27 protein-coding genes are annotated in these 23,200 nt (G+C 42.3%); 15 read left to right on the plus strand and 12 right to left on the minus strand.

What is annotated here, in order from left to right:
• Positions 1-18: 18 nt before the first annotated feature.
• Positions 19-1,326 carry a flagellar protein export ATPase FliI gene (gene fliI / locus CYP77_RS07170; RefSeq protein WP_103567868.1) on the minus strand — a complete coding sequence of 436 codons (1,308 nt, stop codon included), beginning with the start codon at positions 1,324-1,326 and terminating at the stop codon, positions 19-21.
• Positions 1,323-1,895, minus strand: coding sequence for a GTP cyclohydrolase I FolE (folE, locus tag CYP77_RS07175; protein ID WP_103558307.1), 573 nt, complete (start codon positions 1,893-1,895; stop codon positions 1,323-1,325). Before folE ends, fliI begins: the two co-directional genes overlap by 4 nt.
• A 137-nt stretch (positions 1,896-2,032) precedes the next feature.
• On the opposite strand from folE, the gene tig reads away from it, so the two are divergent.
• Genes tig through CYP77_RS07225 form a run of 10 tightly spaced genes read left to right on the plus strand, consistent with a single transcriptional unit; the run spans position 2,033 to position 11,451 of the window.
• Positions 2,033-3,364 (plus strand): trigger factor, encoded by a 1,332-nt coding sequence (gene tig / locus CYP77_RS07180; protein ID WP_103567869.1) that lies wholly within the window; start codon positions 2,033-2,035, stop codon positions 3,362-3,364.
• Positions 3,364-3,954, plus strand: coding sequence for an ATP-dependent Clp endopeptidase proteolytic subunit ClpP (clpP, locus tag CYP77_RS07185; protein ID WP_004317374.1), 591 nt, complete (start codon positions 3,364-3,366; stop codon positions 3,952-3,954). The genes tig and clpP overlap by 1 nt, the downstream gene beginning before the upstream one ends.
• An 8-nt stretch (positions 3,955-3,962) precedes the next feature.
• Positions 3,963-4,997: a GGDEF domain-containing protein gene (locus CYP77_RS07190; protein WP_103567870.1), complete on the plus strand. Its 1,035-nt coding sequence runs from the start codon at positions 3,963-3,965 to the stop codon at positions 4,995-4,997.
• A gap of 1 nt (position 4,998) precedes the next feature.
• On the plus strand, positions 4,999-5,517 hold the full coding sequence (def, locus tag CYP77_RS07195) for a peptide deformylase (protein WP_012001014.1): 519 nt from the start codon (positions 4,999-5,001) through the stop codon (positions 5,515-5,517).
• Positions 5,514-7,019: a YifB family Mg chelatase-like AAA ATPase gene (locus CYP77_RS07200; protein WP_103567871.1), complete on the plus strand. Its 1,506-nt coding sequence runs from the start codon at positions 5,514-5,516 to the stop codon at positions 7,017-7,019. Before def ends, CYP77_RS07200 begins: the two co-directional genes overlap by 4 nt.
• 1 nt (position 7,020) lies before the next feature.
• Complete coding sequence (locus tag CYP77_RS07205; RefSeq protein WP_103567872.1) at positions 7,021-8,424, plus strand: NAD(P)H-hydrate dehydratase; 1,404 nt, start codon at positions 7,021-7,023, stop codon at positions 8,422-8,424.
• Positions 8,406-8,993, plus strand: coding sequence for a phosphoribosylglycinamide formyltransferase (gene purN / locus CYP77_RS07210; protein ID WP_103567873.1), 588 nt, complete (start codon positions 8,406-8,408; stop codon positions 8,991-8,993). The genes CYP77_RS07205 and purN overlap by 19 nt, the downstream gene beginning before the upstream one ends.
• The gene (locus tag CYP77_RS07215; RefSeq protein WP_103567874.1) at positions 8,986-9,711 is read left to right on the plus strand and encodes a TerC family protein; all 726 of its coding nucleotides are present in this window, start codon (positions 8,986-8,988) and stop codon (positions 9,709-9,711) included. Before purN ends, CYP77_RS07215 begins: the two co-directional genes overlap by 8 nt.
• A 15-nt stretch (positions 9,712-9,726) precedes the next feature.
• Complete coding sequence (locus CYP77_RS07220) at positions 9,727-10,107, plus strand: VOC family protein (RefSeq protein WP_103567875.1); 381 nt, start codon at positions 9,727-9,729, stop codon at positions 10,105-10,107.
• A 12-nt stretch (positions 10,108-10,119) separates the two neighbouring features.
• Positions 10,120-11,451, plus strand: a complete 1,332-nt coding sequence (locus CYP77_RS07225; RefSeq protein WP_103567876.1) for an MATE family efflux transporter — start codon at positions 10,120-10,122, stop codon at positions 11,449-11,451.
• Here CYP77_RS07225 and CYP77_RS07230 read toward each other — a convergent pair.
• The 4 genes from CYP77_RS07230 to CYP77_RS07245 are packed head-to-tail and all read right to left on the minus strand — an operon-like array spanning position 11,432 to position 15,434.
• Entirely contained in the window at positions 11,432-12,238 is an 807-nt protein-coding gene (locus tag CYP77_RS07230) for a metal ABC transporter permease (RefSeq protein ID WP_021092457.1), read from the minus strand. The two genes, CYP77_RS07225 and CYP77_RS07230, sit on opposite strands and share 20 nt — an antisense overlap.
• 9 nt (positions 12,239-12,247) lie before the next feature.
• Positions 12,248-13,030, minus strand: a complete 783-nt coding sequence (locus tag CYP77_RS07235) for a metal ABC transporter ATP-binding protein (protein WP_103567877.1) — start codon at positions 13,028-13,030, stop codon at positions 12,248-12,250.
• The gene (locus tag CYP77_RS07240; protein WP_103567878.1) at positions 13,027-14,520 is read right to left on the minus strand and encodes a nickel/cobalt transporter; all 1,494 of its coding nucleotides are present in this window, start codon (positions 14,518-14,520) and stop codon (positions 13,027-13,029) included. Before CYP77_RS07240 ends, CYP77_RS07235 begins: the two co-directional genes overlap by 4 nt.
• A gap of 2 nt (positions 14,521-14,522) precedes the next feature.
• On the minus strand, positions 14,523-15,434 hold the full coding sequence (locus CYP77_RS07245; protein WP_103567879.1) for a metal ABC transporter solute-binding protein, Zn/Mn family: 912 nt from the start codon (positions 15,432-15,434) through the stop codon (positions 14,523-14,525).
• A gap of 145 nt (positions 15,435-15,579) precedes the next feature.
• Here CYP77_RS07245 and CYP77_RS07250 point away from each other — a divergent pair, with 145 nt between their 5' ends.
• Positions 15,580-15,939 (plus strand): Fur family transcriptional regulator, encoded by a 360-nt coding sequence (locus CYP77_RS07250; RefSeq protein WP_103567880.1) that lies wholly within the window; start codon positions 15,580-15,582, stop codon positions 15,937-15,939.
• On the opposite strand, the gene CYP77_RS07255 is transcribed toward CYP77_RS07250, so the two are convergent.
• Complete coding sequence (locus tag CYP77_RS07255) at positions 15,930-16,322, minus strand: acyl-CoA thioesterase (RefSeq protein ID WP_103567881.1); 393 nt, start codon at positions 16,320-16,322, stop codon at positions 15,930-15,932. The two genes, CYP77_RS07250 and CYP77_RS07255, sit on opposite strands and share 10 nt — an antisense overlap.
• Positions 16,323-16,367: 45 nt before the next feature.
• Here CYP77_RS07255 and CYP77_RS07260 point away from each other — a divergent pair, with 45 nt between their 5' ends.
• Positions 16,368-17,093 carry a class I SAM-dependent methyltransferase gene (locus CYP77_RS07260; RefSeq protein ID WP_103567882.1) on the plus strand — a complete coding sequence of 242 codons (726 nt, stop codon included), beginning with the start codon at positions 16,368-16,370 and terminating at the stop codon, positions 17,091-17,093.
• Here CYP77_RS07260 and CYP77_RS07265 read toward each other — a convergent pair.
• Together CYP77_RS07265 and CYP77_RS07270 are read right to left on the minus strand one after the other, a co-directional pair.
• Positions 17,090-17,968 carry a DMT family transporter gene (locus tag CYP77_RS07265; RefSeq protein WP_103567883.1) on the minus strand — a complete coding sequence of 293 codons (879 nt, stop codon included), beginning with the start codon at positions 17,966-17,968 and terminating at the stop codon, positions 17,090-17,092. The two genes, CYP77_RS07260 and CYP77_RS07265, sit on opposite strands and share 4 nt — an antisense overlap.
• Positions 17,965-18,714, minus strand: coding sequence for a DUF4197 domain-containing protein (locus CYP77_RS07270; protein WP_103567884.1), 750 nt, complete (start codon positions 18,712-18,714; stop codon positions 17,965-17,967). Before CYP77_RS07270 ends, CYP77_RS07265 begins: the two co-directional genes overlap by 4 nt.
• Positions 18,715-18,822: 108 nt before the next feature.
• Here CYP77_RS07270 and CYP77_RS07275 point away from each other — a divergent pair, with 108 nt between their 5' ends.
• The gene (locus CYP77_RS07275) at positions 18,823-19,380 is read left to right on the plus strand and encodes a manganese efflux pump MntP family protein (protein WP_103567885.1); all 558 of its coding nucleotides are present in this window, start codon (positions 18,823-18,825) and stop codon (positions 19,378-19,380) included.
• Here CYP77_RS07275 and CYP77_RS07280 read toward each other — a convergent pair.
• Positions 19,377-20,135, minus strand: a complete 759-nt coding sequence (locus CYP77_RS07280; RefSeq protein ID WP_103567886.1) for an exodeoxyribonuclease III — start codon at positions 20,133-20,135, stop codon at positions 19,377-19,379. The genes CYP77_RS07275 and CYP77_RS07280 overlap by 4 nt on opposite strands.
• A gap of 53 nt (positions 20,136-20,188) precedes the next feature.
• On the opposite strand from CYP77_RS07280, the gene CYP77_RS07285 reads away from it, so the two are divergent.
• Both CYP77_RS07285 and CYP77_RS07290 read left to right on the plus strand, forming a co-directional pair.
• Positions 20,189-20,554: a diacylglycerol kinase gene (locus CYP77_RS07285; protein ID WP_103567887.1), complete on the plus strand. Its 366-nt coding sequence runs from the start codon at positions 20,189-20,191 to the stop codon at positions 20,552-20,554.
• Positions 20,545-20,778, plus strand: coding sequence for a winged helix-turn-helix domain-containing protein (locus CYP77_RS07290; RefSeq protein ID WP_103567888.1), 234 nt, complete (start codon positions 20,545-20,547; stop codon positions 20,776-20,778). The genes CYP77_RS07285 and CYP77_RS07290 overlap by 10 nt, the downstream gene beginning before the upstream one ends.
• Before the next feature lie 29 nt (positions 20,779-20,807).
• Here the strand turns inward: CYP77_RS07290 and CYP77_RS07295 are convergent, their stop codons facing one another.
• Positions 20,808-22,373: a flavocytochrome c gene (locus tag CYP77_RS07295; protein WP_103567889.1), complete on the minus strand. Its 1,566-nt coding sequence runs from the start codon at positions 22,371-22,373 to the stop codon at positions 20,808-20,810.
• A gap of 356 nt (positions 22,374-22,729) precedes the next feature.
• Positions 22,730-23,149, minus strand: coding sequence for a TOBE domain-containing protein (locus tag CYP77_RS07300; RefSeq protein WP_103566926.1), 420 nt, complete (start codon positions 23,147-23,149; stop codon positions 22,730-22,732).
• Between the last annotated feature and the right edge of the window lie 51 nt (positions 23,150-23,200).

A 23,200-nucleotide genomic window follows, 5' to 3' on the forward strand; every position in this document is an offset into this window, starting at 1 on the left:
TCAAATTTATACAAAAATTTACTGATTGATCTTATCAAGTAGCTCTTCGACCTCTTCAAGCGCAAAGGCCTCTTCTGAGCTTTGCTTTAAGAAATTCTCCATAAATTCTTTCTTCGAGATCGCAAGGTCAAGCTCCTTGTCGCTGCCCTTTTGATATGCGCCGATGCGAAGCAAGACCTCATTTTCTTTTAAAAGCGAGTAAAGGCGCTTAAATTTCATCGCATTTAGCTTATGCTCTTTGCCGATCACGTCGCCCATGACACGTGAGGCCGAGTTTTGGATATTGATAGGTGGGTAGATGCCAAAGTCCGTTAGCTCGCGGCTTAGCACGATGTGTCCGTCTAGGATAGAGCGGCTTTGGTCAGCTATCGGGTCGCTCATATCATCACCCTCGACTAGCACGGTGAAAAATGCCGTGATACTGCCCTTGCCCTCCTCTTTGCCCGCGCGCTCCATTAGCTGTGGCAAGAGTGTGAGCGAGCTTGGCGGATAGCCCTTTGAGGTCGGTGGCTCGCCAAGCGCAAGGCCGATCTCACGCTGCGCCATCGCAAAACGCGTCACGCTATCCATAATGAAAAGCACGTCGTTGCCCTGCTGTTTGAAGTACTCAGCCACGCTCATCGCGCAAAATGCGCCGTACTTTCGCATGAGCGAGCTGTCATCACTGGTCGCTACGATGATGACCGTGCCCTCCAGGTCGCCACCTAGGTTTTTTTCGATAAATTCAGGCACCTCACGGCCACGCTCGCCTATTAGTGCGACTACTTTTATGGGCGCTAGAGTGTTTTTTACGATCATCCCCATAAGGGTTGATTTACCTACGCCTGAACCTGCAAAAATCCCCAGTTTTTGCCCCTTACCGCAAGTAAGTAGCCCGTCTATCGTCTTTATGCCAACGCTAAAAGGCTCGTTTATAAGCCCTCTTTTCATCGCATCTATCGGCGCTCTCATGATCGGCATATATTCAGTTGTATCAATCGCCCCTTTGCCGTCAATGGGCTTCATAAATGGATCGACCACTCGGCCAAGCAAATTTGGCCCCACCGGTATGCTCATGCCCTGATCGCTCTCATAGACAAAGTCGCCTATCCTAAAGCCCTCGACAAAGCCAAATGGGCTGATATAAGCGCCATCTGTCTTTATTTGCGTGACCATGCCAAGGCCGTTTTTGCTCTTGTCTTTTGCGACTATGCGCACTATGTCGCCGATACTTGGACGAAGTCCAGTGATCTCTATCGTAGTAGCTGTGATCTTTGTGATGACGCCAAAGGTATTTGAGAGCTTCACACCCTCTTTAAGCCTTGAATTTATACGCTCTAAACTCAAAAATGCGTTTCCCTAGGCGAATTTATCAGCGAGAAAAACTCCCGTCTTGTATCGGCGTTTTTGATAAAGCAGCCTCTAAGCGCAGAGGTCGTGGTAGTCGAGTTTATCTTCTCCACACCCCTCATCTCAACGCACATATGCCTAGCCTCGACGACTACTCCAACGCCTTTTGGAGCGATCACGTCCTCAAGCGCCTTTGCGATCTGCTCGGTCATCTGCTCTTGAATTTGCAAGCGTCTGGCGTAGATATTTACCATGCGTGGAATTTTACTAAGGCCAACAACCTTGCCATTTGGGATGTATGCCACATGCACACGGCCAATTATTGGCAACAAATGGTGCTCACAAAGGCTGTAAAATTCGATGTTTCGCATCAAAACCATTTCGTTATTTGAACTAGTAAATAGCGCGTCACCAAGCACCTCTTTTGGGTCCTGCTCGTATCCGCTAGTTAGAAATTTAAAAGCTTTATAAACGCGCTCAGGGGTTTTAACAAGCCCTTCTCTGTTTGGATCTTCGCCGATGATAGTTAGCATATTTTTAACTGAATTTTCAAAACTCTCTTGCATAAATTTTCTCCATAATTTTATCGCCAAATTCTACGTTAAAACGCCTTTTATATCTATAAAAATTTACAAATTTACAATGAAATAAGGAAAATTCTGCTATATTTTGGGCTAAAAATTTGTATTCATAAAGGAATTCGATGGAAATCAAAATCAAAGCTCTAGATAGCGTAAATACCCTAGCAAGCACGACTGTAAGTGCAGATGCTATAAAGTCTAGCGTAGAAAAACTAGCAAAAAAAGCGGCAAAAACTATAAAAGTAGATGGCTTTAGACAAGGCCATGTGCCAGTCGCTGTCGTGCTAAAACGCTACGAGAAAGAGCTAACAAACGACGCTGAGCAAGATGTCTTAAGAGATGTAGTCGAAGAGGCTATCAAAAAAGCAGGCAAGAAAAATGACGACCTTATCGGCGAGCCTATCGTTTCAAAATTTGACAAAAAAGATGACAAGATCGACGTTGAGCTAACAGTTTCATTTAAGCCAAGCGTCGATGTGAGTGGCTATGAGAGCTTGATACCTGAGTTTTCAAACCCACGCGTTTTGAAAAAAGATATCGATGAGAAGAAAACTGAACTTCTAAAAATGATAGCTCCGCTTGAAAAAGTAGAGGGCAAAAGAGGCCTAAAAGTGGGCGATTTTGCTAAATTTGACTTTGAGGGCTTTGTTGATGGCGTTGCATTTGAAGGTGGCAAGGCTGAAAACTACGTGCTTGAGATCGGCTCAAATCAATTCATCCCAGGCTTTGAAGATGGCATGGTAGGCATAAAAGCTGGCGGCGAAAAAGATATCGATGTTAAATTCCCAGAAAACTATGGCGCTGCACATTTAGCTGGCAAAGACGCTATTTTTAAAGTCAAACTTCACGAAATTCAAGAGAGAAAGATCCCTGAAAAACTAGATGAAGAGATGCTAAAAACTATCCTTCCAAACGAAGAAAAACCAACTGAAGAGCTACTTGAAGAGCGCATAAAAGAGCAAATTCGCCAAGAGAAAATTTATAAACTTATAAACGAAGAGCTAAAACCAAAATTTGCTGAAGCTGCGGTTGAGAAATTTAAATTTGATGTGCCAAAAAATATTGTCGAGCAAGAGATCGATATGCAGTTTAGAAACGCATGGAGCTCATTTACTCCAGACGATATGAAGAAATTTAGAGAAGATAAAGATGCCCTAGCTAAAAAACGTGACGAGTATAGAAAAGACGCTGAAAATAGCGTTCGCCTAACTTTCATCATCGATGAGCTAGCTCGCGTAAGAGGCGTGAAAGTGAGCGATCAAGAGGTCGTTCAAGCGATCTATTTTGAGGCGTATAGAAGCGGTCAAGATCCAAAAGCGCACCTTGAGATGTACCGCAACCAAGGCATGCTTCCAGCTATAAAGATGTCGATGATCGAAGAGAAGCTATTTAGCGAGCTTTTCAACAAAGAAAAAGACGAGAAAAAAGCAAGCAAAAAAGAGAAGGCTGAGTAATGAGCTATTACGTTCCTGTCGTAGTTGAAAGAACTAGCAGAGGTGAGCGAAGCTATGATATATACTCCCGTCTTTTAAAAGACAGGATCGTTATGCTAAGTGGCGAGATAGAGGACGGCATGGCTGCTTCTATCGTCGCTCAGCTGCTATTTTTAGAGGCTGAAGATCCAGACAAAGATATCTACCTTTACATAAACTCACCAGGTGGCGTGATAACAAGTGGCTTTAGCATCTATGACACGATGAACTACATAAAGCCAGATGTTTGCACGATCTGCATCGGTCAGGCCGCTAGTATGGGTGCATTTTTGCTAAGCTGTGGCGCACCTGGAAAGAGATATGCGCTACCAAATTCTCGTATCATGATACACCAACCACTTGGTGGCGCTAGAGGACAAGCGACTGATATCGAGATACAAGCACGTGAAATTTTACGTTTGAAAGAAATTTTAAATGGAATTTTGGCAAAAAATACAGGCCAAAAGCTAAGCAAGATCGTAAAAGATACTGAGCGCGACTTTTTTATGAGCTCAGCCGAAGCAAAAGAATACGGACTTGTCGATAAAATTTTGGAGAAAAGTTTTAAATAAGGCTCAAAGTGATAAAGATAGATAATGCACCAGATCCAAAGAAAAAAGCAGCTGAAGCAAAGCCAGCTGTCAAAAAAGAAAAGGTAAATATCTATAAATTTTCAGAGGACGTTTTACATGAGCTAAGCGATGACAACGTCCCATCTACGCCGACAAACTACTCTATCTACTTTGAAAAGATGCTTGATGGGCAGTCAGACGAGTTTAGAAAAGAGATCGGCGATATCATAGTGGCAAATTCTGAAAGCTCAGTGCCAACAAACGGCAACATCTCTATCGAAAAAGAGGTAAAACAAGGCTTTATCCAGATAAAGAGCATGCTTCAAGCAGTCGTGCTCATATATAAAAATTTAGGCGTTATGAGAGGCCTAGTACAAAAGCGCATGGATGGGCTTAAAAACAACACAAACGTCCTTGCGCTGCAAAACGTCCTAAGCGCCTTTAACCAAGACCTCATCAAGCTAAACGACCTCATGGATAAGCACCTTGACGTCATCAAGATGAGCTATGAAGAGGTCGGCAAGATGTTTAAGGCGATCGAAGAGCAGTCGATCTACGACACGACCTACGAAGTCTATAACAAGAAATTTCTAGTAGCGACCATAAGCAGCGAGATCGAGTCTGTTAGGCGCTATGGCTATAATGCCTCATTTTTGCTAGTTAAAATAAAAGATAAATTTGCAAATCGAGTTAAGAATTTAAAAGAGCGAAACAATATGTATAAAAGCATGTCGCAGCTTCTTTTAAGGACTTCACGTAGAAGTGATATAGTCGCACACTACGGCGATGGCTGCTTTGCTATGGTGATGAAATACACTGACGAAAACGGCACAAAGCAAGCGTGCGCTAGAATTTTAAACATGCTCTCATCTATGCCATGGAAGATCAACAACGAAGAGTGCAAACTAGATGTGCAGATCGTCTCAAGCATGATCTCAAAGACAAAGAGTACCGAAGAGTTGCTCTCTCACGCACTTGACAAGCTAGAGACAAATCAAGACCTAAATGAGCCACTATTTTTAGACGAGAAAGCAGAGAATTAGTTTGATCCTAGAAGTTTTATCCTATCCAAATAAAAAACTTTATGAAATTTCAAAAGAGGTCGAAGTCTTCGATGAGAAGCTTCACAAACTTCTTGATGATATGTATGAGACGATGATCGCAAAAGAAGGTATCGGTCTTGCGGCCATACAAATAGGCGTTGCAAAGAGAATTTTCATCATAAATTTAGCCAACGAAGAGGGCGTGCAAGATAAAGAAAATTTAATCGAGATCATAAACCCAAAATTTGAGCTACGTGAGGGCGAGTGCGTCTATCAAGAGGGCTGCCTTAGCGTGCCTGGCTACTACGAGGACGTTAAGCGAAGTGAGGTAGTTGCTATCAAATTTCAAGACCGCTTTGGTAAAGAGCAGACCTTAAAAACTGACGGGCTACTAGCGATCGCTATCCAGCATGAAAATGACCATTTAGACGGACATCTTTTTATAGAAAAAATAGGCTTTAACAAACGCAAAAAATTCGATAAGGAATACAAAAAGCAGAAAAAAGAAAAAACATCATGAAGTCCCTAAAATGTGCTACTTACGGCGACGGACTAAAGATCATTGATGTTGAGTCGATCTTTTCGCGCGGACTTCCTGGCTTTAGTATCGTAGGCCTTGCAAGCACCAGCATCAAAGAGAGCACGGAGCGTGTAAAGGCGGCACTTTTAGCGCTTGACTTTGCCTTTCCGGCTCAAAAAATAACAATAAATTTATCCCCCTCAGACCTGCCAAAAAGTGGCTCACATTTTGATCTAAGTATCGCACTTTTAATTGCCCTTCAAAAAGCAAAAAGCTTGGAGAAAATTTTTGTTTTTGGCGAGCTTGGGCTAGACGGCAGCGTAAAAAGCACAGCAAATTTATTTTCGATCCTACTTTTTTTAAGCACGCAAGTGCAAAATGCAAAAATTTTAGTACCAAGTGAGATAGCCGCCAAAGCTTCTATGATCCCAAATTTAGAGGTTTATGGCATTAGCACACTAGAAGAGGCGATAAAGTTTTTTAGCGACGCAGAATTTGCTAAAAGCACGCATTTTAGCGCCACGCACGAGCTATTTTCAAATGTGATAGAAATTTCTGGTAAAAGATACGTTCCAAATTTAAACTTCGAGCTTGATTTTAAGGACGTTTTGGGTCAAGAAAGAGCTAAAAGAGCCTGCGTCATCGCAGCCGTTGGCATGCACAATATCTTATTTGAAGGCAGCCCAGGCAGCGGAAAGAGCATGTGCGCAAAACGCCTAGTTTATATCATGGCGCCACAAAGCCTAGAAGAGGTGCTAAAGTCCGCAGCCTACCGCTCGCTAAATTTGCAAGATAGCGAATTTACAAGCACTAGAGCCTTTCGCTCGCCGCACCACACCTCGACTAAAAGCTCGATCTTTGGCGGAGGCTCAAACGTCGCAAAGATCGGCGAGATCGCACTTGCAAATGGCGGAGTGCTATTTTTTGATGAGTTCCCACACTTTCCTAAACAGGTGATCGAAAGCCTTAGAGAGCCGCTTGAAGATAATCAAATCCACATCGCAAGGGTAAATTCAAAAGTGACTTACGAGACCAAATTTATCTTCGTAGCCGCACAAAATCCATGCCCTTGTGGAAATTTGTTTTCGCGTAACCTAAACTGCAAATGCAGCGAAAATGAGATAAAAAACTACAAAGCCAAAATTTCAGCCCCAGTGCTTGACCGCATAGACTTAAAAGTCGCGATGGACGAGAGCTCGCCAGACGACAAGGCAAGTTTAAGCTCGCAGCAGATGAGCGAGATGGTCTTAAAGGCCTTTATATTTCAAAAAAAGCGTGATCAAATGGAGCTAAATGGCAAGCTAAATGACGCGCAGGTGGCTAAATTTTGCACGCTAAATGCCGAGGCAAGTGAAATTTTACAAAAGGCCGCCACGAAGTACAACCTCTCTCAAAGGGGCATAAAAAGAACGCTTAGAGTGGCTAGAAGCATCGCCGATCTTGATGAGAGCGAGCAAATTTTAAAGCCCCACATCTTAGAGGCGCTTAGTTTTAGGGCATAGAATGAAAAATTTATATTTAGACACGAGAGTTTTGGACGAGCGAGCGAGCGAGAAATTTGGCCTTAGCGAAGAGCTTTTGATGGAAAATGCAGCCGCAGGCATAGCAAATTTCATCCGTAAGAAATTTAAAAAAGGCGAGAGAGTGCTCGGCATTTGCGGCGCGGGAAATAACGGTGCTGACGTGCTTTGTGCTTTAAGGATGCTAGAGGGCGAGTATGAGTGTGAATTTATCCTAGCCAGCCAAAATTTAAAGCCACTAGCCGCCAAACAGCTCGAGCGAGCTAAATTTGCCAGCGTGCATGAGAGCAAAAAGGTAGAAAATAGCTTAAATAACGCAAAATGCGTCATAGACGGGCTTTTTGGCTCAGGGCTAAATAGAGCTTTAGATCAAAATTTAGTCGGTCTCATCTCAAAGATAAACGCTAGCCCTGCTTATATCATCGCTTGCGACGTGCCAAGTGGGCTAAGTAGCGAGGGTAAGGTGCTTGGCGCTTGCGTAAAAACAGATATGACGGTCACGATGGGAGCTAGAAAGCTAGCTCTTTATAGCGACGCAGCAAAAGACTACGTGGGTAAGATAAAGGTCGCTACTCTTGGCGTAAGCGCACAAAACTACGAGCGCGAGAGCGACTATCACTTGCTTGAAAAATGCGACCTTATACTTCCAAATAGAAAAAATCAGTGCGTAAATAAGGGCGACTTTGGCCACGCATTTATCATATCTGGCGAGCACGTCGGAGCTAGCAAGCTTTGCGCAAAGGCGGCATTTGCCTTTGGAGCTGGGCTAGTTAGCGTGATAGGCGAGCAGAGCTTAAATTTACCAACTCATATCATGCAAGCTAGCAAAATAAGTGAGAAAATGAACGCTGGAGCCCTTGGCATAGGGCTTGGCAAAAAGGGCGTAGAAGAGCTTGAGGTGCAAAATTTAAAGGGCAAAAAGCTTGTGCTTGACGCTGATATCTTTTACAGCCAAAAAGTACTTGATCTACTAAGCAAGAACTGCGTCTTGACACCTCATCCAAAGGAGTTTTGCTCGCTTTTAAAAATTTGTAAAATAGCCGATATAGATGTGCAAACTTTGCAAGAAAACAGATACGCTTACGCTAAGGCTTGGAGCGAGAAATTTAAGGCTGTTCTTGTGCTAAAAGGGGCAAACACTATAATCGCTAAAGAGGGGCAAATTTACGTCATGCCTTATGGCAAAAACGCGCTTGCAAAAGGCGGAAGCGGCGACGTGCTAAGCGGTCTTGTGCTAGCACTTTTGGCTCAAGGCTATGAGCCTCTTGGTGCTGCTATCTCAGCCACTTTAGCTCACGCGCTTAGTCTTAAAAATTTTAGCAAAAACAGCTACGCGCTTGAGCCAACAGACATCATCAAAGGAGTAAAATGCTTACGAAAAAGATAGCCGTGCTTTTTAGCGGCAGTGGCTCAAATTTAGAAGCGATACTTAAAAAAGTTCATAATCAAATTTTTAACGGTGTAAAGATCGAAGTTTGCCTTTGTATCTGTAATAAACCTGGTGCATTTGGCATCGAGCGTGCTAAGAAATTTGGGCTTGAAACGACGATAATAGAGAGTGCTAAATTTAAAAATCGTGAGGAATTTGACACTGTTTTGGTGGAGCAAATTTTAAAAAGTGAGGCTGATCTAACGGTGCTTGCTGGCTTTATGAGGATACTAACGCCGGTTTTCACAGCGCAGGTCAAAGCCATAAACCTTCACCCATCTATCCTGCCGCTTTTTAAGGGCGCGCATGCGATAAAGGAGAGCTTTGAGAGCGACATGATGATAGGCGGTGTGAGTGTGCATTATGTGAGTGAGGAGCTTGATGGGGGCAAACTGATCGCGCAAAGGGCGTTTGAGCGAGAGGACGGCATGAGTTTAGATGAGTGGGAGGCTAAAATTCACGCCATAGAGCATGAAATTTTGCCCCAAAGCATAATAAAAATCTTAACAAAGGAAGTAAATGTTTGAATGGATAAGTTCGCCAGAGGCGTGGATATCGCTACTTACGCTAACTGGCTTGGAGATAGTTTTAGGCATAGATAACATCATATTTATCGCTATTTTAGTAGGCAAGCTGCCACCAGAGCAAAGGGGCAAAGGCCGCATTTTAGGGCTTGGCTTTGCGATGATCACTAGGATCATCCTGCTACTTTCGCTATTTTGGATCATGAAGCTTACAAAGCCGCTCTTTAGCATAGGCGAGCTTAGCATCACTGGGCGCGATCTAGTGCTCATAATAGGCGGTCTATTTTTGATAGTAAAATCATCAATGGAGATCCACGCAAACGCCACTGGCAAGCATGAAGAGGCTCACGAGAGCAAGTCTCATCCAGGATTTTTTGCAACTATCCTAGAAATAGGCATTTTAGACATAGTCTTTTCGCTTGATAGCGTTATCACCGCAGTTGGCATGGCTCAGCACATCGACATCATGATACTTGCTGTCATCATCGCAGTTGGCGTGATGATGTTTGCCTCAAAGGCGATCTCTGAATTTGTCGATAACAACCCAACGATAAAAATGCTCGCACTAGCATTTTTGGTGCTTGTTGGCTTTGCGCTCGTGCTTGATGGCTTTGGCGTGCATGTGCCAAAAGGCTACATCTACTTTGCTATGGGCTTCTCGCTAGCGGTTGAGTGCATAAATATCTACGCTAGAAAAAGGGTATTAAGAGATCAAAAATAAAAAATGTGAGCCAAAATGCAGATAAAAAATTTAGATCACATCGTGATCGTAGTAAGCGACGTTGAAGAGGCGCTTAAATTTTACTGCGACATTTTAGGCATGCGACTAGCTCAGAAAGACGGTCACATTAGCCTAAATTTTGGCTCGCAAAAGATAAATTTACATAGGTTTGAGGGCGAGTTTTTACCTGCGGCAAAGCATCCAACAAAGGGCAGTGCTGATATATGTTTAATAGTTGAAGATAACATAGAAGACGTGCGCTCAGAGCTTCTTGCAAAAGGCGTAGAGATCGAGCTTGGCGTCGTTAGGCGAAACGGAGCTCTGGGAGCAATGAAGAGTTTATATATTTATGACTTTGATGGAAATTTGATAGAACTTAGCTCATATGAAATTTAACAAGAAGGCAGCTTGGACCTACTAAAAGACCCGCTAAATAAACTAATCATCTCACTCTCGCTGCCAGCTGGTGTGGGCATGATGTTTAACACGCTTTACAACGTCACTGGCACATTTTTCGCCGCTAAAATTTCTACCATAGCAGTTGCTGGCATGGCGATGAGCTTTCTACTCTACCTAAGTGTCGTTGGCATCGGGCTTGGCTTTGGCTCGGCACTCACCGCGCTAATAGGCAACAGCCTAGGTGCAAACAAACCAAAAATGGCTAAACTTTACGCCTCAAATGGCATCGTCTTCGTTCTTCTTTTTGCCCTATTTGTGGGGCTATGTGGCTACTTGCTAGCGCCAAATTTACTAATCCTTTTAGGCGCTGATAATCACTACATCAAAGAGGCGCTTGACTACGCTGGTGTCATCTTTCTTGCAGCTCCATTTTTCTTGCTTATAAAATCGCTTAATGGCGTTTTAGTCGCACTTGGCGATACTAAAAGCTACCGCAACTGGCTATTTTGCGGCCTTTTTATCAATGCATTTTTTTGCTATCTTTTTGCCTTTGGCTTTGATCTTGGCGTAAAGGGCCTTGCTCTAGCAACGGCTAGCGTGCAGTTTTTAGGCATGCTCTATCTCTTTTTTAAAGTTAGAAAGAGCAAGATGATAGATCCTAGAAATTTAGGCTACTTCGTACCAAATTTCGCCGTCTGGGCAAAGATACTAAAACAAGCCTTGCCAGCTTGCCTAAACTACCTCTCAATGTCACTTGGCTCGCTCGTGCTTTTAAAATTTGTGAGCTTTTACGGCGTCAATGCAGTGGCAGGTTATGGCATAGCTTTAAGGATCGAGCAAATTTTAGTGCTTCCAACCATCGGCATGGCAGCAGGAGTGCTTAGCATCATCTCAAGAAACTACGGCGCTAAGAGCTTTCAAAGAGTATTGCAGTGCTACAAACTATCGCTTCTTTTTTTGCTCATCTACTGCGTCTTTGCCTACATCTTTATAAGGCTTTTTGGCGAGAGCGCGATCAGGCTCTTTGACAGCACGCCAGCTGTGCTAGAAGTGGCAAAGCTTTACCTTGGCATCAACTCACTTGCTTACATGGCTTACGGCACGATAAACATCTCAGGCAGCACCTTGCAGGCAATAAAACGCCCAGTAGCGATCTTTTTGCTAAATGGCTTTAGACAGCTCGTGCTTCAATGCTCGCTCTTTTACGCGGCGGTCTTTTGGCTAGGACTTGAGATCAAGTTTATGTGGCTAGCGCTATTTTTTAGCGTCTATTTTACGGCGATTTGCTTTTTGGCTTGGACGCTTTTTAGGTTAAAAAGAGCTACGAGCGCAAGCTTTTAAATTTAAAGCTAAATGCAAAAAAGCAAAGCGAGGCGACTAAGATGATGCTAGCTCCGCCTGTGAGGTTGAAATAAAAGCTGATCACAAGGCCGATAAAGCAAAAAATGATAGAAAAAATGGTTGAGATAAGCATCATTAGCCCAAGTCTTTTGGCAAAAATTTGCGCAATATAAGGCGGTATGGTAAGTAGAGCGATGACAAGTATTAGCCCCACCACGCGGATCGTAGCCACCACGCAAAGCGCCATCATGCAAACTAGCAGATAGTGAAAAAAAGTGGTATTTACGCCCCTTAGCCTTGCAAACTCCGCATCAAAGCTGATCGCCACAAACTGGCGGTAAAAAAGCGCGATGAGTGCCAAAAACAAGAGGTCTAAAACGCTCATAAAGATAATATCTGTGCCGCTAACTGCAAGGATAGAGCCAAAAAGATAACTCATAAGATCGGCGTTATAACCAGGCGTTAGGTCGATGAAAATAATACCAATCGCCATGCCAATCGCCCAAATAGCGCCTATAACAGAGTCGATATTTGTCTTATCTTTTAGCGTGATCGTGGCGATGATGAGCGCTAGAAGCAGCGAAAATATGCTCGCTCCAAGCAGCGGCTCAAGTGAGAAGAAAAATGCAAGCCCTATGCCGCCATACGCGCCGTGTGCGATGCCTCCAGCGATGAAAGTCATCTTATTTATCACCACAAGCGAGCCTATCATGCCGCATATTATGCTTACTAAAATGCTCGCAATAAAGGCATTTTGCATAAAATTTAACTCTAAAATTTCACTCATTTTCTCTCTTTAAAATTTAAAAACATTGCTCTTTGTTTTTTCGCAACCACACTCGCCAAGTGCGATCTCAACATCACAAAAATGGCTATGCGTTCTAGCTAGATGCTCGATAAATTCCCTCTTAGCAAGGTTTTCATGCGTTTTATGAATGTGTAAATTTTTACTCACGTAAGCGATCTTTGTAGCGTAATTTAGCACGATATTTAGGTCGTGACTAACTAAAACCACGCCAACGCCATTTGCATTTATGCCCTTTAAAATTTCATAAATTTCAGCCTGCCCTTTTGTGTCGATGCTGGCTGTTGGCTCGTCTAGGATGAGCACTTTTGCATTTGCACAAAGCGCTCTAGCGATATAGACGCGCTGCCTTTGACCGCCACTTAGCTCGCCGATCCTCGCGTTTGCAAACTCGCTCATGCCGACCTTTTCAAGGGCACTTAGCGCTAGAGCTTTTTCATCTTTTGAGTAAAAACCAAAGATTTTTTTATCGATTAGCCCCATTAAGACGACTTCTAAAACCATCATCGGAAAGCTTTGATTTGAGAGGAAATTTTGCGGCACGTAGCCTATAAATTTACTTACATCGCTTGGCTCTTTACTAAAGAGCTTGATCTCGCCACTTTGAGGCTTAAGCAGACCCAAAATGAGCTTTAAAAGCGTACTTTTGCCCCCACCATTTGGACCAATTATCGCTAAAAACTCGTCGCTACTATAGTCTAAGTTAATACCCTCTAAAACGACTTGTTTATCGTAGCTAAAGTTTAAATTTCTAATTTTTATAATATCTTTCAAAACAGACTCTTTTGCGTAAATGTCGTTACAAAAATGAAAAGTCCAAGCCAAAGCATGATGCCAAGAGCTGCAAATTCTGCGTAGATTTTAAACTTTTTTAGCTTAATGTTCGTGCTGATCTTTGAGCCAAAAACTGCCGCTACAAATATCACCACACTCATGCCAAACGCCATAAACAGGCCACTTATAACGCCTGCAAAGTAGCTGCCTATCTCATTTGCCAGCACAAATACAAGTATCGTGCCAGGACAGGGCACAAGAGCCGCAGCTGCCGCTACTAGCCACTCTTCTTTGCTTTTTGGCTTTTTAGTGGAGCAAATTTGACAACCGCATTCACTTTTAAATTTTGTATTTTTACTCAAATTTTGACTTAGATTTGATCTAAAAATATAAAATTTAGTCTCATTTTTGTTTGAGAGATAAAATTTGATCTTTTTAACGAGCATAAATATCGCTACAAAAAATATCACAACTCCAGAAAACGCGGTCGTTATGCTAGCTGTGTCCTTTGTAAGGTCGTTACTCACCTCTCGTAGCAACAAAAAGCTAGCAAAGACAAAGACAAATGCGCCCACAACATGCAAAAAGCCGATCTTTAACGCAAATAAAAACGCCCTTTTGTAGCTACCACCAGTTGCGGCAAAATATGAGCTTGTTAGCACCTTGCCATGACCTGCGCCAGCAGCGTGCAAGAAGCCATAGCCAAAGGATATAAGAGCTAAAAATAGCAACGCAAGCGGACTTTTGTAATTCACGCTTCTTAAAATTTGCTTTAGCCTATCAAGCAAGCTTAGGCTAGTTTTTGAGACGATGTCAAATTTAGCCTCATCAATCTTATCTATCTGGCTTAAATTCTCATCGCTCACGCCTGCTACTGGCTCTTTTAGCAGCTCTTTAAGCGCTGGCTTTTCGTTGTGAGCTTTGGCCGCTTCTTTGCTTGAAAATGTAAAAAATATCAAATTTGAGTTTGAATTTGGTATCGCCCAGAAGCTTTCACCCACCAAAAATGCGTTATTTTGCGTAAATTTGAAGTTAAAATAGCCCTCTTTATCCTCCATATCAACCGACACGACAAGACCGTCAGCGACCACTAAATTTGTCTTAAAACTCACATCAAATTTAAGCCTGCCCTCGTCAAAGTAGAGCTTATACTCATTTAAATTTAGCTCGATTTTAGTGGCGTTTTCGTCCTTGTAATAATACTCAATCTGCGTCAAATAGTGCCTTGGCACGAGGTAGTCTAGCAAATTTAAGCGGATCTTTCTAAGCTCTTTTTCATCTATCTTTTCATCTTGATTGAGGTCAAAATTTTGCTTCATAAGATCTGAGAAATTTTGCGAAAAGGTCCAAGTAAAAGCTATTTGCGTGATGTTATTTTCGTGTGCGACAAATTTCGCGCTAACGTGAGCTGTTGGGCTGTAAAGCGAGCATAGAGCACACCCGAAGGCATTTATGGCTAGTATGCAAATGACGATCAGGCGTGCTAACATTTTTATAGACTTTTAGCGAAAATTTCAGCCGTTTTTTTCATCTCGGCTAGCCAGTTTTCAGGCAGTTGGTCTATCATGACGACCTTTGAGCCAGTCTCTTTTGCGATCAAATTTGCAGCTTTTGTTGGAAACTGTGGAGCTACGAAAATGACCTTTACGCCGTGCTCTTTGGCCTCTTCTATAAGCTCTTTTAGCTCAGCTGGCTTTGGCTCTTTGCCCTCTATTTCAATGGCAATTTGCTCTAAATCATAGCGCTTTGCAAAGTAGCCCCAAGATGGGTGATATACGATAAATTCGCGAGTTTTGACATCTTTTAGCTCATTTTTGATAAAGCCATCAAGCTCGTCAAGGCTAGCTTTAAATTTAGCCAAATTCTCCTCATAAAGCTTTGCATTTTGCGGGAATTTCTCTATTAGCGCCTTTGCGATGTTATCAGCTTGAGTTTTTACCAAGATAGGGTCAAGCCAGATGTGCGGATCAAGGCCGTCATGGTGGTGATGGTGCTCATGCTCTCCCTCATGGTCATGGTGCTCATGTTTATGCTCGCCCTCGTGCTTGTGCTCATGGTGCTCATGATGTTCATGCTCCTCGCTCATAGCGATCTTTTCGATGCCTTCCTGCGTCTTTACGATGCGTAAATTTTTAAATGTCTTTGAGAAGCGATCAAGCCACGCGTCTTCAAACTCGATGCCGATAGCAAAGTAAAGTTCGCTCTTTTCAAGCTCCTTCATCTGCTTTGGCTTTGGCTCATAAGTGTGTGGATCAGCCCCTTTGCCAACCATCGTATTTACATTTAGCGTATCTCCAGCGATCTGCTCGACGAAAAATTTCGTTGGCAGTATGCTAGTAGTCACAACCGGCTTTGCAAAAAGAGACAAAGCACAAACAGCTAAAAAAACGATAATTTTTCTCATTATCTCTCCTTTAAAAAATAATTGCGAAGTTTAGCAAAATGCAACTTGGTTGCAACTTAAAATGCAAAAGCCTAAATTTAGCCTTTTCTTTTAAATATAGTTTAAATCTTTTAGCGTTAATATACGAAAAATAAAAAGGGCAAAGATGAATGCGAGAAATTTCTTAGAAGAGCACAACATAAAGGCTACGACGCTTCGCATAAAGCTTGTTGAAATTTTACAAAACGCCAAAGCACCGCTAAGCTATGATGAAATTTTAGAGAGCCTTAACGCAAATAAAACGACCTTTTATAGAAGTATGGAAATTTTCGAAAAAGAAAATCTCGTGATAAAAACCGAAAACAACCACAAGAGCTACTACGAGCTAGCAAACGAAGCCAAAGCCTACTTTATCTGCGACGTCTGTCATAAGGTGACAAATATCGATATGCCCCACCTAAACGTCGCTAAAAATATAAAAAGTGCCGTGATAAAGGGCGTTTGCGACGAATGTGGTCACGAGTAAAGCACTATGATCTCAGCTGGGATAGCTTTTGGGCGGTTTGTCTTTAGGTCGATATAGACAAACTCGGTCTTGCCAGTTGCTATTAGCTCGCCATCCTTTTTAAACTCAAAATATCTGCTCGAAGTGGCCTTGCCATCGGCCTGCGTGTAGGTGTGAATTTCTATCTTATCCATCAGCTTTGCACTCTTTATATATTTTGCTTCATTTTTTCTAATGAGCCAAATTTCACCCCTTTTATACTGCGCCTCGACCGTGTCGCCAACTGCGGCAGAGTGGGCAAATGCGGCCTCTTGCATAAGCGTGAAATAATAGACATTATTCATATGTCCGTGCATATCTATGGCTTGTGGTGGAATGATGACGCGATATATAAAATCTCTCATTTTTGACCTTTTTTGCTAAAATTATAACCAAAAAGAGGAGCTAAAATGCAAAATTTATGGGATAAAAAGGCGTCAAACTATCAAAGATTTGACGGCAAGATCAGCGCTATCCAGCAGCAAATTTTTGCCAAAGCCTTGGCTTGGGGGATAGACTTTAACGGCAAAGAAATTTTAGATATCGGCTGTGGCACGGGCGTTTGGAGCATATTTTTATCCAAAACCGCCAAAAGCGTAACTGGCATAGATAGCTCTGAAAAGATGATAGAAATTTTAAACGAAGATGCAAAGAGATTTGGCGTGACAAATTTAAGTAGCGAGGTTTGCTCGTGGAGAGAATTTAAGCCTAAAGGGCACTTTGATATCGCTATTTGCACGATGAGCCCAGCCATTGCGAGCGATGAAGATTTTGCTAAATTTCAAAACTGCGCCAAGCAAAAGCTCTATCTTGGCTGGGACAAGCCTAGAAGCTCTGACCTGCTTGAGCCATTTTTTGAAAAATTTGGCCGCACACTTTCTCAAAAAAACGTCGTAAATAGGCTTGAAGCGTGGCTAAACGAGCAAGGCATTGCCTATAAGAGTGAAATTTTAAACGAAACTAGGATCGCTAGACGAAGCGTGCAAGAAGCTGCTGAGAATATCTGCTGGCACCTTGAGATAAACGGTGCTAAAAACTACGATGAAAAGGCGGTTTTAGCGATGTTAAAAGAGAGATTTGACGGCGAGTTTATAGACGAGAAAATTGACTCGCAAATGAAGCTTTTTGTCTTTTAAGGCTTAAATTTAGAGCAAATTTGCTTGCCAAATTCGCTAAAAATGACGCCAAAGATGATGAGCATGGCTCCAAAAATTTGCCAGATGCTAAGTATCTCGCCAGCAAAAAAGTAGCCAATGAGCCCTGCAGAGACTGGCTCTAAACAAAAAAACAAGGCTGCCTTGCTAGCGGTCGTGTATCTTTGAGCGATCGTTTGCACAAAGTAGCAAAAAATGGTGCCAATCACAGTCGTGATAAATATCGCTATGAAAAATTCCCTATCGAAATTTGGCACGATACTGCCCTGAAAAAGCGCAAAAACAAGCGAGAGCAGGGCATTTGTGAGAAAGACCACAAAGACAAGCAAATAAAGCTCGCTCTTTCTTACAAAGTGGCCATTTAGCGTAGTATAAAGTGCGTAAAATATCGCGCAAATAAGCGCTAGTGCCTCGCCGCTCCCAAGTGCAAGCGTGGCACCACTTAAGAGCCAAAGCCCAAAAATAGCGATGATCGCGCCTAAAATTGCAAAAATACTTATCTTATTTTTAAAAAACACCGCCGCCATGAAAGGGACTATCACGCACTCAAGCCCCGTGATAAAGGCGACGCTCGAGCTAAATGTGAGCTTTAGGGCGTAAGTCTGCGTTGTAAATGACAAAAACAGCACCGCACCAAGGATAACGCCGTAGAAGACGCTCTTTTTATCAAATTTCTTAGTAAATTTAAGCGCGACAAAACCCATAAAGATAGCCGAGAGAAAAAACCGACAAAAAAGCATGACAAAGACGCCATTTGTCTTTAGTGCGTTTGCCATGGGTAAAAATGTAGCGCCCCAAACGATGGAAACTACGATAAGAACGATATCGGCTCTGTTTTGAGCGCTTAAATTTCTCATTTAAATATCGAGTCTAGCACCTTTTTGCCACTATCTAGGTTTAAGCCACTTCTTAGCCCCTTTTCCTTCTCGCTCATCACGTTAAATAGCCCATCTAGCGTCTTTCTCGTGATATATGCGTTTAGGTCTTCGCCATCATCTGGCACATATTCGCTTGCGCCTAAATTTTTAGCTAAGCTCTTTACTGATTTTATCGTTTCGTTGTTTTTTACTGAGTTGCCGATGAAAGAATTTAGCCCATTATAGGCAGTCGCAAAGCCATTATCGCTCATCATTTTCTCAATTATCGGCGTAAATGCTGCCTTTAGCTTTTGGCTGGAGCTTTCCTGCAGATACTTCGTAACGCTGTCGCTGCCGCCGTTAAAGAGCTTTTTAACGTCTGCTTCGCTCATATTTTTTATGCTCTCGCTAAAAATTTCAGCAGCCTTTGGCACGGCCGTGGTCGCAGCGTTGTTTATCGACTTACTAAGGTCTTGCGCCCACTTCTCGCCGCCCACTTTTTTGGCTAAATTTGACGCCATCTCAAGGCTTTTTGGGAGTGGAATTTTAGCTGTGGCGTTGTTCATAAAGCCCTCTTTTGAAAGCTCACTAACAGCCGCATTTAGCGCCTCACTAACCATGCTTTTGTAGTCGCCGCTTGATGCGTGAGTGGCGATTTTCACACCTTTATTTATCATATCATCCATGCTTGCGGCTTGTAAATTTAAAGCAAGCGCGCCACAAAGAATAACAAGAGATCTTTTCATCTTCTCTCCTTTTTTAAATTTAAAGCAAAATCATACAAAAAATATCTAAACGCTTAAAATGAATTTAATATTTTTGCACTAAAATTCACCCTTTTTTGAGGGGAATTTATGCAGCTTTTACTTCTTAGCTTCGCTCTTAGCATGGATAGCGCAGCACTAAATATGGCAAACGGCGCAAGGTATAAAAGTCTTGCCCTTGGCAAAATTTTATTTATAGCCTTCATGCTTGGCTTTTTTCAGTTTCTCATGCCGCTTTTTGGCTATTTTCTAGGCATTAGCTTTGCTAAATTTATAAGCTCCATTGATCACTTTATCGCCTTTTTTATACTCTGCTTTCTTGGCTTTAAAATGCTAAAAGAGGCCTGTAGCAGCGAGGCTAGCGACTCTTTGGGCATGGATATTAAGACCATTTTTATAGGCGCATTTGCCACGAGTATCGACGCACTTGCCGTTGGCGTCACGCTTAGCTTTGAGGTGGTTAATGTATTTGAGAGTGCGCTCATCATCGGCGTAGTCTGCTTTGTGCTAAGCCTAGCCGCCTTTTATATCGGTAAATTTATGGGTGAAATTTTAGAGAAAAAGGCACTATTTTTAGGCGGAGCGATACTTATATTTCTAGGCTTTAAAATCCTCATCACCCACCTGCTAGAAGAGGGAGTGCTCTAAATTTCTATCTCTATACCAACTGGGCAGTGGTCGCTGCCAGTGATCTCTGGCAGGATAAAGGCGTCTTTTAGCCTATCTTTTAGCCCCTGCGAAATGAAGAAATAATCAATCCTCCAGCCGACATTTTTCGCCCTTGCGTTAAAGCGGTAGCTCCACCACGAGTAAGCGTCCGCAACGTCGCCATTTACGGCTCTAAATGTATCTATAAAGCCACTTTTTAGCACCTCATCTATCCACGCGCGCTCGATAGGTAAAAAGCCCGAAGTTTTGGCGTTTGCCTTTGGATTTTTCAGGTCGATCTCGCGGTGAGCGGTATTTACGTCGCCACAAAATATCACCTCTTTGCCGCTTTTTACAAGCTCTTTGCAGTAAGCTAGAAATTTCTCGTAAAAGTCCATCTTGTAAGCTAGCCTCTCGTCGTCCTTTTGGCCGTTTGGAAAGTAGATGTTAAAAAGCACGATATCGCCAAATCTATGCTCCAAAACTCGCCCCTCCGTGTCGTCAAAAAAGGCTGCCTTTTGCGTTTGCACGTCAAATTTAGCAAGGCTCATCACACCAGAGTAGCCAGCCCTTGCGCCTGAATTTACACTGATATCTTTAAAGCCAAGGTTGTAAATTTCTTTTGGCACGTCATCTTCTTTGACCTTGATCTCTTGCAGTCCTAAAAAATCAGGCCTAACCTCATCAAGCCAGCCAAAGCCATCTTTTGCCACGACTGCGCGCAGCCCATTTACATTCCAGCTAATAAGTTTCAAATTTCATCCTTTTTTTAATTATAATTATGCCAAAAATCACAAAAAGGAAAGTTATGAGAAACCAGCCAGAGTATAAATTTTTTAAAAATTTTGGCTACGCAAGAGAGGGTTTGGCTGAAATTTTTAAAAATGAAAAGAGCTTTCGCATAGAAATTTATATATTTTTGGTAGCTACGATCTCACTATTTTTTTGGAAATTTGACCTTATTTTTAACCTATTTTTGATCTTTAGCATGGCATTTGTGCTAGTTTGCGAGTGCCTAAACTCGAGCCTAGAGCGAGTGACTGATCTTGCAAGCCCAGACTATCACTCCCTAGCAAAGGCAGCAAAGGACGCTGGAAGTGCTGCTGTAATGATCGCAAATTTCTTATGTGGCGCGCTTTGGTGTGTGTCGATAGGATATAAAATTTGGGGCTAGAAAAAGAAATTTACAAGGCGCTTCTTGGCGAGAAAAAGGTTGAGATCATAAATTTACTTTGCGAGCTAAGCGATGAAAATGGCTTTATCGTGCTTAAAATTTCAGAAATTTGCGAGAAGCTAAATGTGAGCAAACCAACCGTGATAAGCACGTTTAAGCTGCTTGAAGAGAAGAAAATTTTTGAGCGGGTAAAAAACGGGGTTTATAGATTTAAAAATTTATAGTGGCAAGCAAATGCCTGCCACTAGTAGTTTTAGCCTATAGTCTCAGCAGCGATCATACCAAATGTCAAACAATCAGTTATAGCTACTGATCCTAGACGACTGGCTCCGTGAACGCCACCAGTGATCTCGCCAGCTGCATATAAATTTGGTATAGGCATAGCTGTTTGAGAGTTCATGACTTGGGCTTTTGTGTTGATATTTAGGCCACCCATTGTGTGGTGAACTTTTGGCGTGCCACGCTCTGCGTAAAACGGCGGAACAGAGATATCAATGCCCTTTGTCGTAGTCGCAACAACTGGTTTGCCAAAGTCCTCATCAACGCCTTTTTTGACAAATTCGTTGTATCTTGCGACTGTTTTTTTGAGCTCATCAACTGGGATCTTATACTCAGCTGCCAAAGCATCAAGTGTGTCAAATTTCTTGCAAATTCCAGCTGCGATAGCCTTTTCATAGTGGGCTGGAAGCATGTGAGGAAGGGCTCTTGAGTCGCAGAAGTTGATAGGAAAGTTTTTATCGTCTTCGCCCTTTTCGTGGATGACTTTAAACATCGCTTCAGTTCTTGTCCTGCGGTCTGCAAGCTCATTCATGTAGCGTTTGCCGGTTCTTGGATTGACTGAAATTCCAAACGGAAAAGAGCCATTTACGTTAAACATAGATCCAACGCCAAAGCCTGTCTCATCAGCACATCCCCAAGGGCCGTATTGGATCCAGCTTGGCTGAACTGGATAAGCACCAGCTCTAAATGCTGCTAGAAGCGCGCCTGCTGTTGAGCCTGGTTGGTTTGTCGAGTCTGTCTCAGGTGTGATCCTTGGATCTTGAAGGCGTCTAAAAATTTTATCCCTACAAAAGCCACCAGCTGCTAGTACTACGCCTTTTTTAGCTTTTATATATTTTGTATCGCCGCCTTTGTTTTCGACATCGTCACTCATCAAATTGCCATCAAATTTGTAGTTTTCTCTGACGATGACGCCCACAACTGCGCCCTTGTCGTCAAAGACGAAATCATCAAATTTTGTCCTTTTTTTGATCGATGCGCCATCTAACTTTTCAAATGTCGCAGTCATAGGGAGCACGATGCCAGCGCCGCTGCCGACCTCTGTTTGAAGGCTTCTTGGCACTGAGTGACCGCCCGCGTGAGTGATCTGGTCGATATATTTTGCACCACAATCAAGTGTGAGTTTGTAAGCATCTTGCGCTCTCTCGCCGATCTTTGCCAAAAGATCAACGTGGTTGATGCCGCGACCTGCTTTCAAGCAGTCTTTGATAAATAGCTCGGTGCTATCTTTGATGCCAGCTTTCTTTTGCATGTCGCTGTTTGGAACGGCAAAAATTCCGCCATTGATGACAGAGTTGCCACCTGTGCGGCCCATCTTTTCGATCAAGACGACTTTGTTGCCTTTTTTGGCTGATGTCACGCCAGCTGCAAGAGCTGCAAAGCCTGAGCCGATGATGACTACGTCATACTCCTCGTCCCATTTGACATCTTTTTCGTTCATCGCGCTAGCCATTAAATTTGTTGCGCCAACGCCTAGTGCCGTAGCACCGATAGCGCTAAATTTGACAAAATCTCTTCTAGATAAACCTGAATTTTTCATGCTCTCTCCTTTGAAGTAAGATAATTGCTATTAAGCATTATAGGGTAATTTATTAAAATTTGCAATTTAATTTTTAAAATTAAATTTTATTAAAGATTATACCGAATAGGACGTAGTTTGGTAATATTTATTGACACTATTTTTATCCAAATTTGACTTTGGATTGACGTAAAATAGGCATTTAAAGTAAATTTAGCATAAAGTTTAGAAATTTAAATTTTAAAATTTGCCAGAAATGAATATGAATTAAATTTTTTATAGATCAATTTTTTTTTAGATTTTTGGGAGGATTTTCTTTTATAGCTTAATAAAAAATATTAGTTTAAAGGGAGATCGGAGCAAATTTGCTCCGAAAATTATTTAACACCAACTATTATTTGGGTTGCTTTAATGATAGCAGTTACTTTGTCGCCTACTTTTAAAGCTAAATTTTGAACTGACTCTCTAGTGATGATAGCTGAAATTTTGCTGCCATTTGCGTCGATGATAACCTCAGCATTTACAGCGCCGTCTTTTATCTCGCTAACAACGCCTTTGATTTGGTTTGTTGCGCTAAGTTTTATGCTGTCATCTTTTGAAACGATAACGCTTGAAGCCTTGAATAAAAATATAGCTTTTTTGCCAACTTTAAGATCAAGAGCTTTCTCGCTATCAACCGTAATAGTTGCTTTTAGTACCTCACCACCTGCGATTTTACCAGCTATTAGCGAATTTACCGCACCTGTTCTTACTTCTGAAATTTCAACGTTTAATTGATTTCTTGCACTTATGCACATGTTTTTTCCTTTTTATGATTTAAATTGAGCTGGTATTTTAAAGTAATATTA

Origin of the sequence: Campylobacter concisus (assembly GCF_002913865.1) — a bacterium.
In the GTDB taxonomy this organism is placed as follows: Bacteria; Campylobacterota; Campylobacteria; order Campylobacterales; family Campylobacteraceae; genus Campylobacter_A; species Campylobacter_A concisus_AM.

Excerpts from the sequence above, each read along its gene's own strand:
- CYP77_RS07260 (WP_103567882.1), top strand. The coding sequence starts at position 16,368 with ATGCAAAATTTATGGGATAAAAAGGCGTCAAACTATCAAAGATTTGAC.
- CYP77_RS07285 (WP_103567887.1), top strand. The coding sequence starts at position 20,189 with ATGAGAAACCAGCCAGAGTATAAATTTTTTAAAAATTTTGGCTACGCA.
- folE (WP_103558307.1), bottom strand. The coding sequence starts at position 1,895 with ATGCAAGAGAGTTTTGAAAATTCAGTTAAAAATATGCTAACTATCATC.
- CYP77_RS07220 (WP_103567875.1), top strand. The coding sequence starts at position 9,727 with ATGCAGATAAAAAATTTAGATCACATCGTGATCGTAGTAAGCGACGTT.
- CYP77_RS07240 (WP_103567878.1), bottom strand. The coding sequence starts at position 14,520 with ATGTTAGCACGCCTGATCGTCATTTGCATACTAGCCATAAATGCCTTC.
- CYP77_RS07275 (WP_103567885.1), top strand. The coding sequence starts at position 18,823 with ATGCAGCTTTTACTTCTTAGCTTCGCTCTTAGCATGGATAGCGCAGCA.
- tig (WP_103567869.1), top strand. The coding sequence starts at position 2,033 with ATGGAAATCAAAATCAAAGCTCTAGATAGCGTAAATACCCTAGCAAGC.
- CYP77_RS07245 (WP_103567879.1), bottom strand. The coding sequence starts at position 15,434 with ATGAGAAAAATTATCGTTTTTTTAGCTGTTTGTGCTTTGTCTCTTTTT.
- CYP77_RS07205 (WP_103567872.1), top strand. The coding sequence starts at position 7,021 with ATGAAAAATTTATATTTAGACACGAGAGTTTTGGACGAGCGAGCGAGC.
- CYP77_RS07300 (WP_103566926.1), bottom strand. The coding sequence starts at position 23,149 with ATGTGCATAAGTGCAAGAAATCAATTAAACGTTGAAATTTCAGAAGTA.
- clpP (WP_004317374.1), top strand. The coding sequence starts at position 3,364 with ATGAGCTATTACGTTCCTGTCGTAGTTGAAAGAACTAGCAGAGGTGAG.
- CYP77_RS07215 (WP_103567874.1), top strand. The coding sequence starts at position 8,986 with ATGTTTGAATGGATAAGTTCGCCAGAGGCGTGGATATCGCTACTTACG.
- CYP77_RS07265 (WP_103567883.1), bottom strand. The coding sequence starts at position 17,968 with ATGAGAAATTTAAGCGCTCAAAACAGAGCCGATATCGTTCTTATCGTA.
- purN (WP_103567873.1), top strand. The coding sequence starts at position 8,406 with ATGCTTACGAAAAAGATAGCCGTGCTTTTTAGCGGCAGTGGCTCAAAT.
- CYP77_RS07270 (WP_103567884.1), bottom strand. The coding sequence starts at position 18,714 with ATGAAAAGATCTCTTGTTATTCTTTGTGGCGCGCTTGCTTTAAATTTA.
- CYP77_RS07295 (WP_103567889.1), bottom strand. The coding sequence starts at position 22,373 with ATGAAAAATTCAGGTTTATCTAGAAGAGATTTTGTCAAATTTAGCGCT.
- CYP77_RS07200 (WP_103567871.1), top strand. The coding sequence starts at position 5,514 with ATGAAGTCCCTAAAATGTGCTACTTACGGCGACGGACTAAAGATCATT.
- CYP77_RS07250 (WP_103567880.1), top strand. The coding sequence starts at position 15,580 with ATGAATGCGAGAAATTTCTTAGAAGAGCACAACATAAAGGCTACGACG.
- CYP77_RS07230 (WP_021092457.1), bottom strand. The coding sequence starts at position 12,238 with ATGAGTGAAATTTTAGAGTTAAATTTTATGCAAAATGCCTTTATTGCG.
- CYP77_RS07255 (WP_103567881.1), bottom strand. The coding sequence starts at position 16,322 with ATGAGAGATTTTATATATCGCGTCATCATTCCACCACAAGCCATAGAT.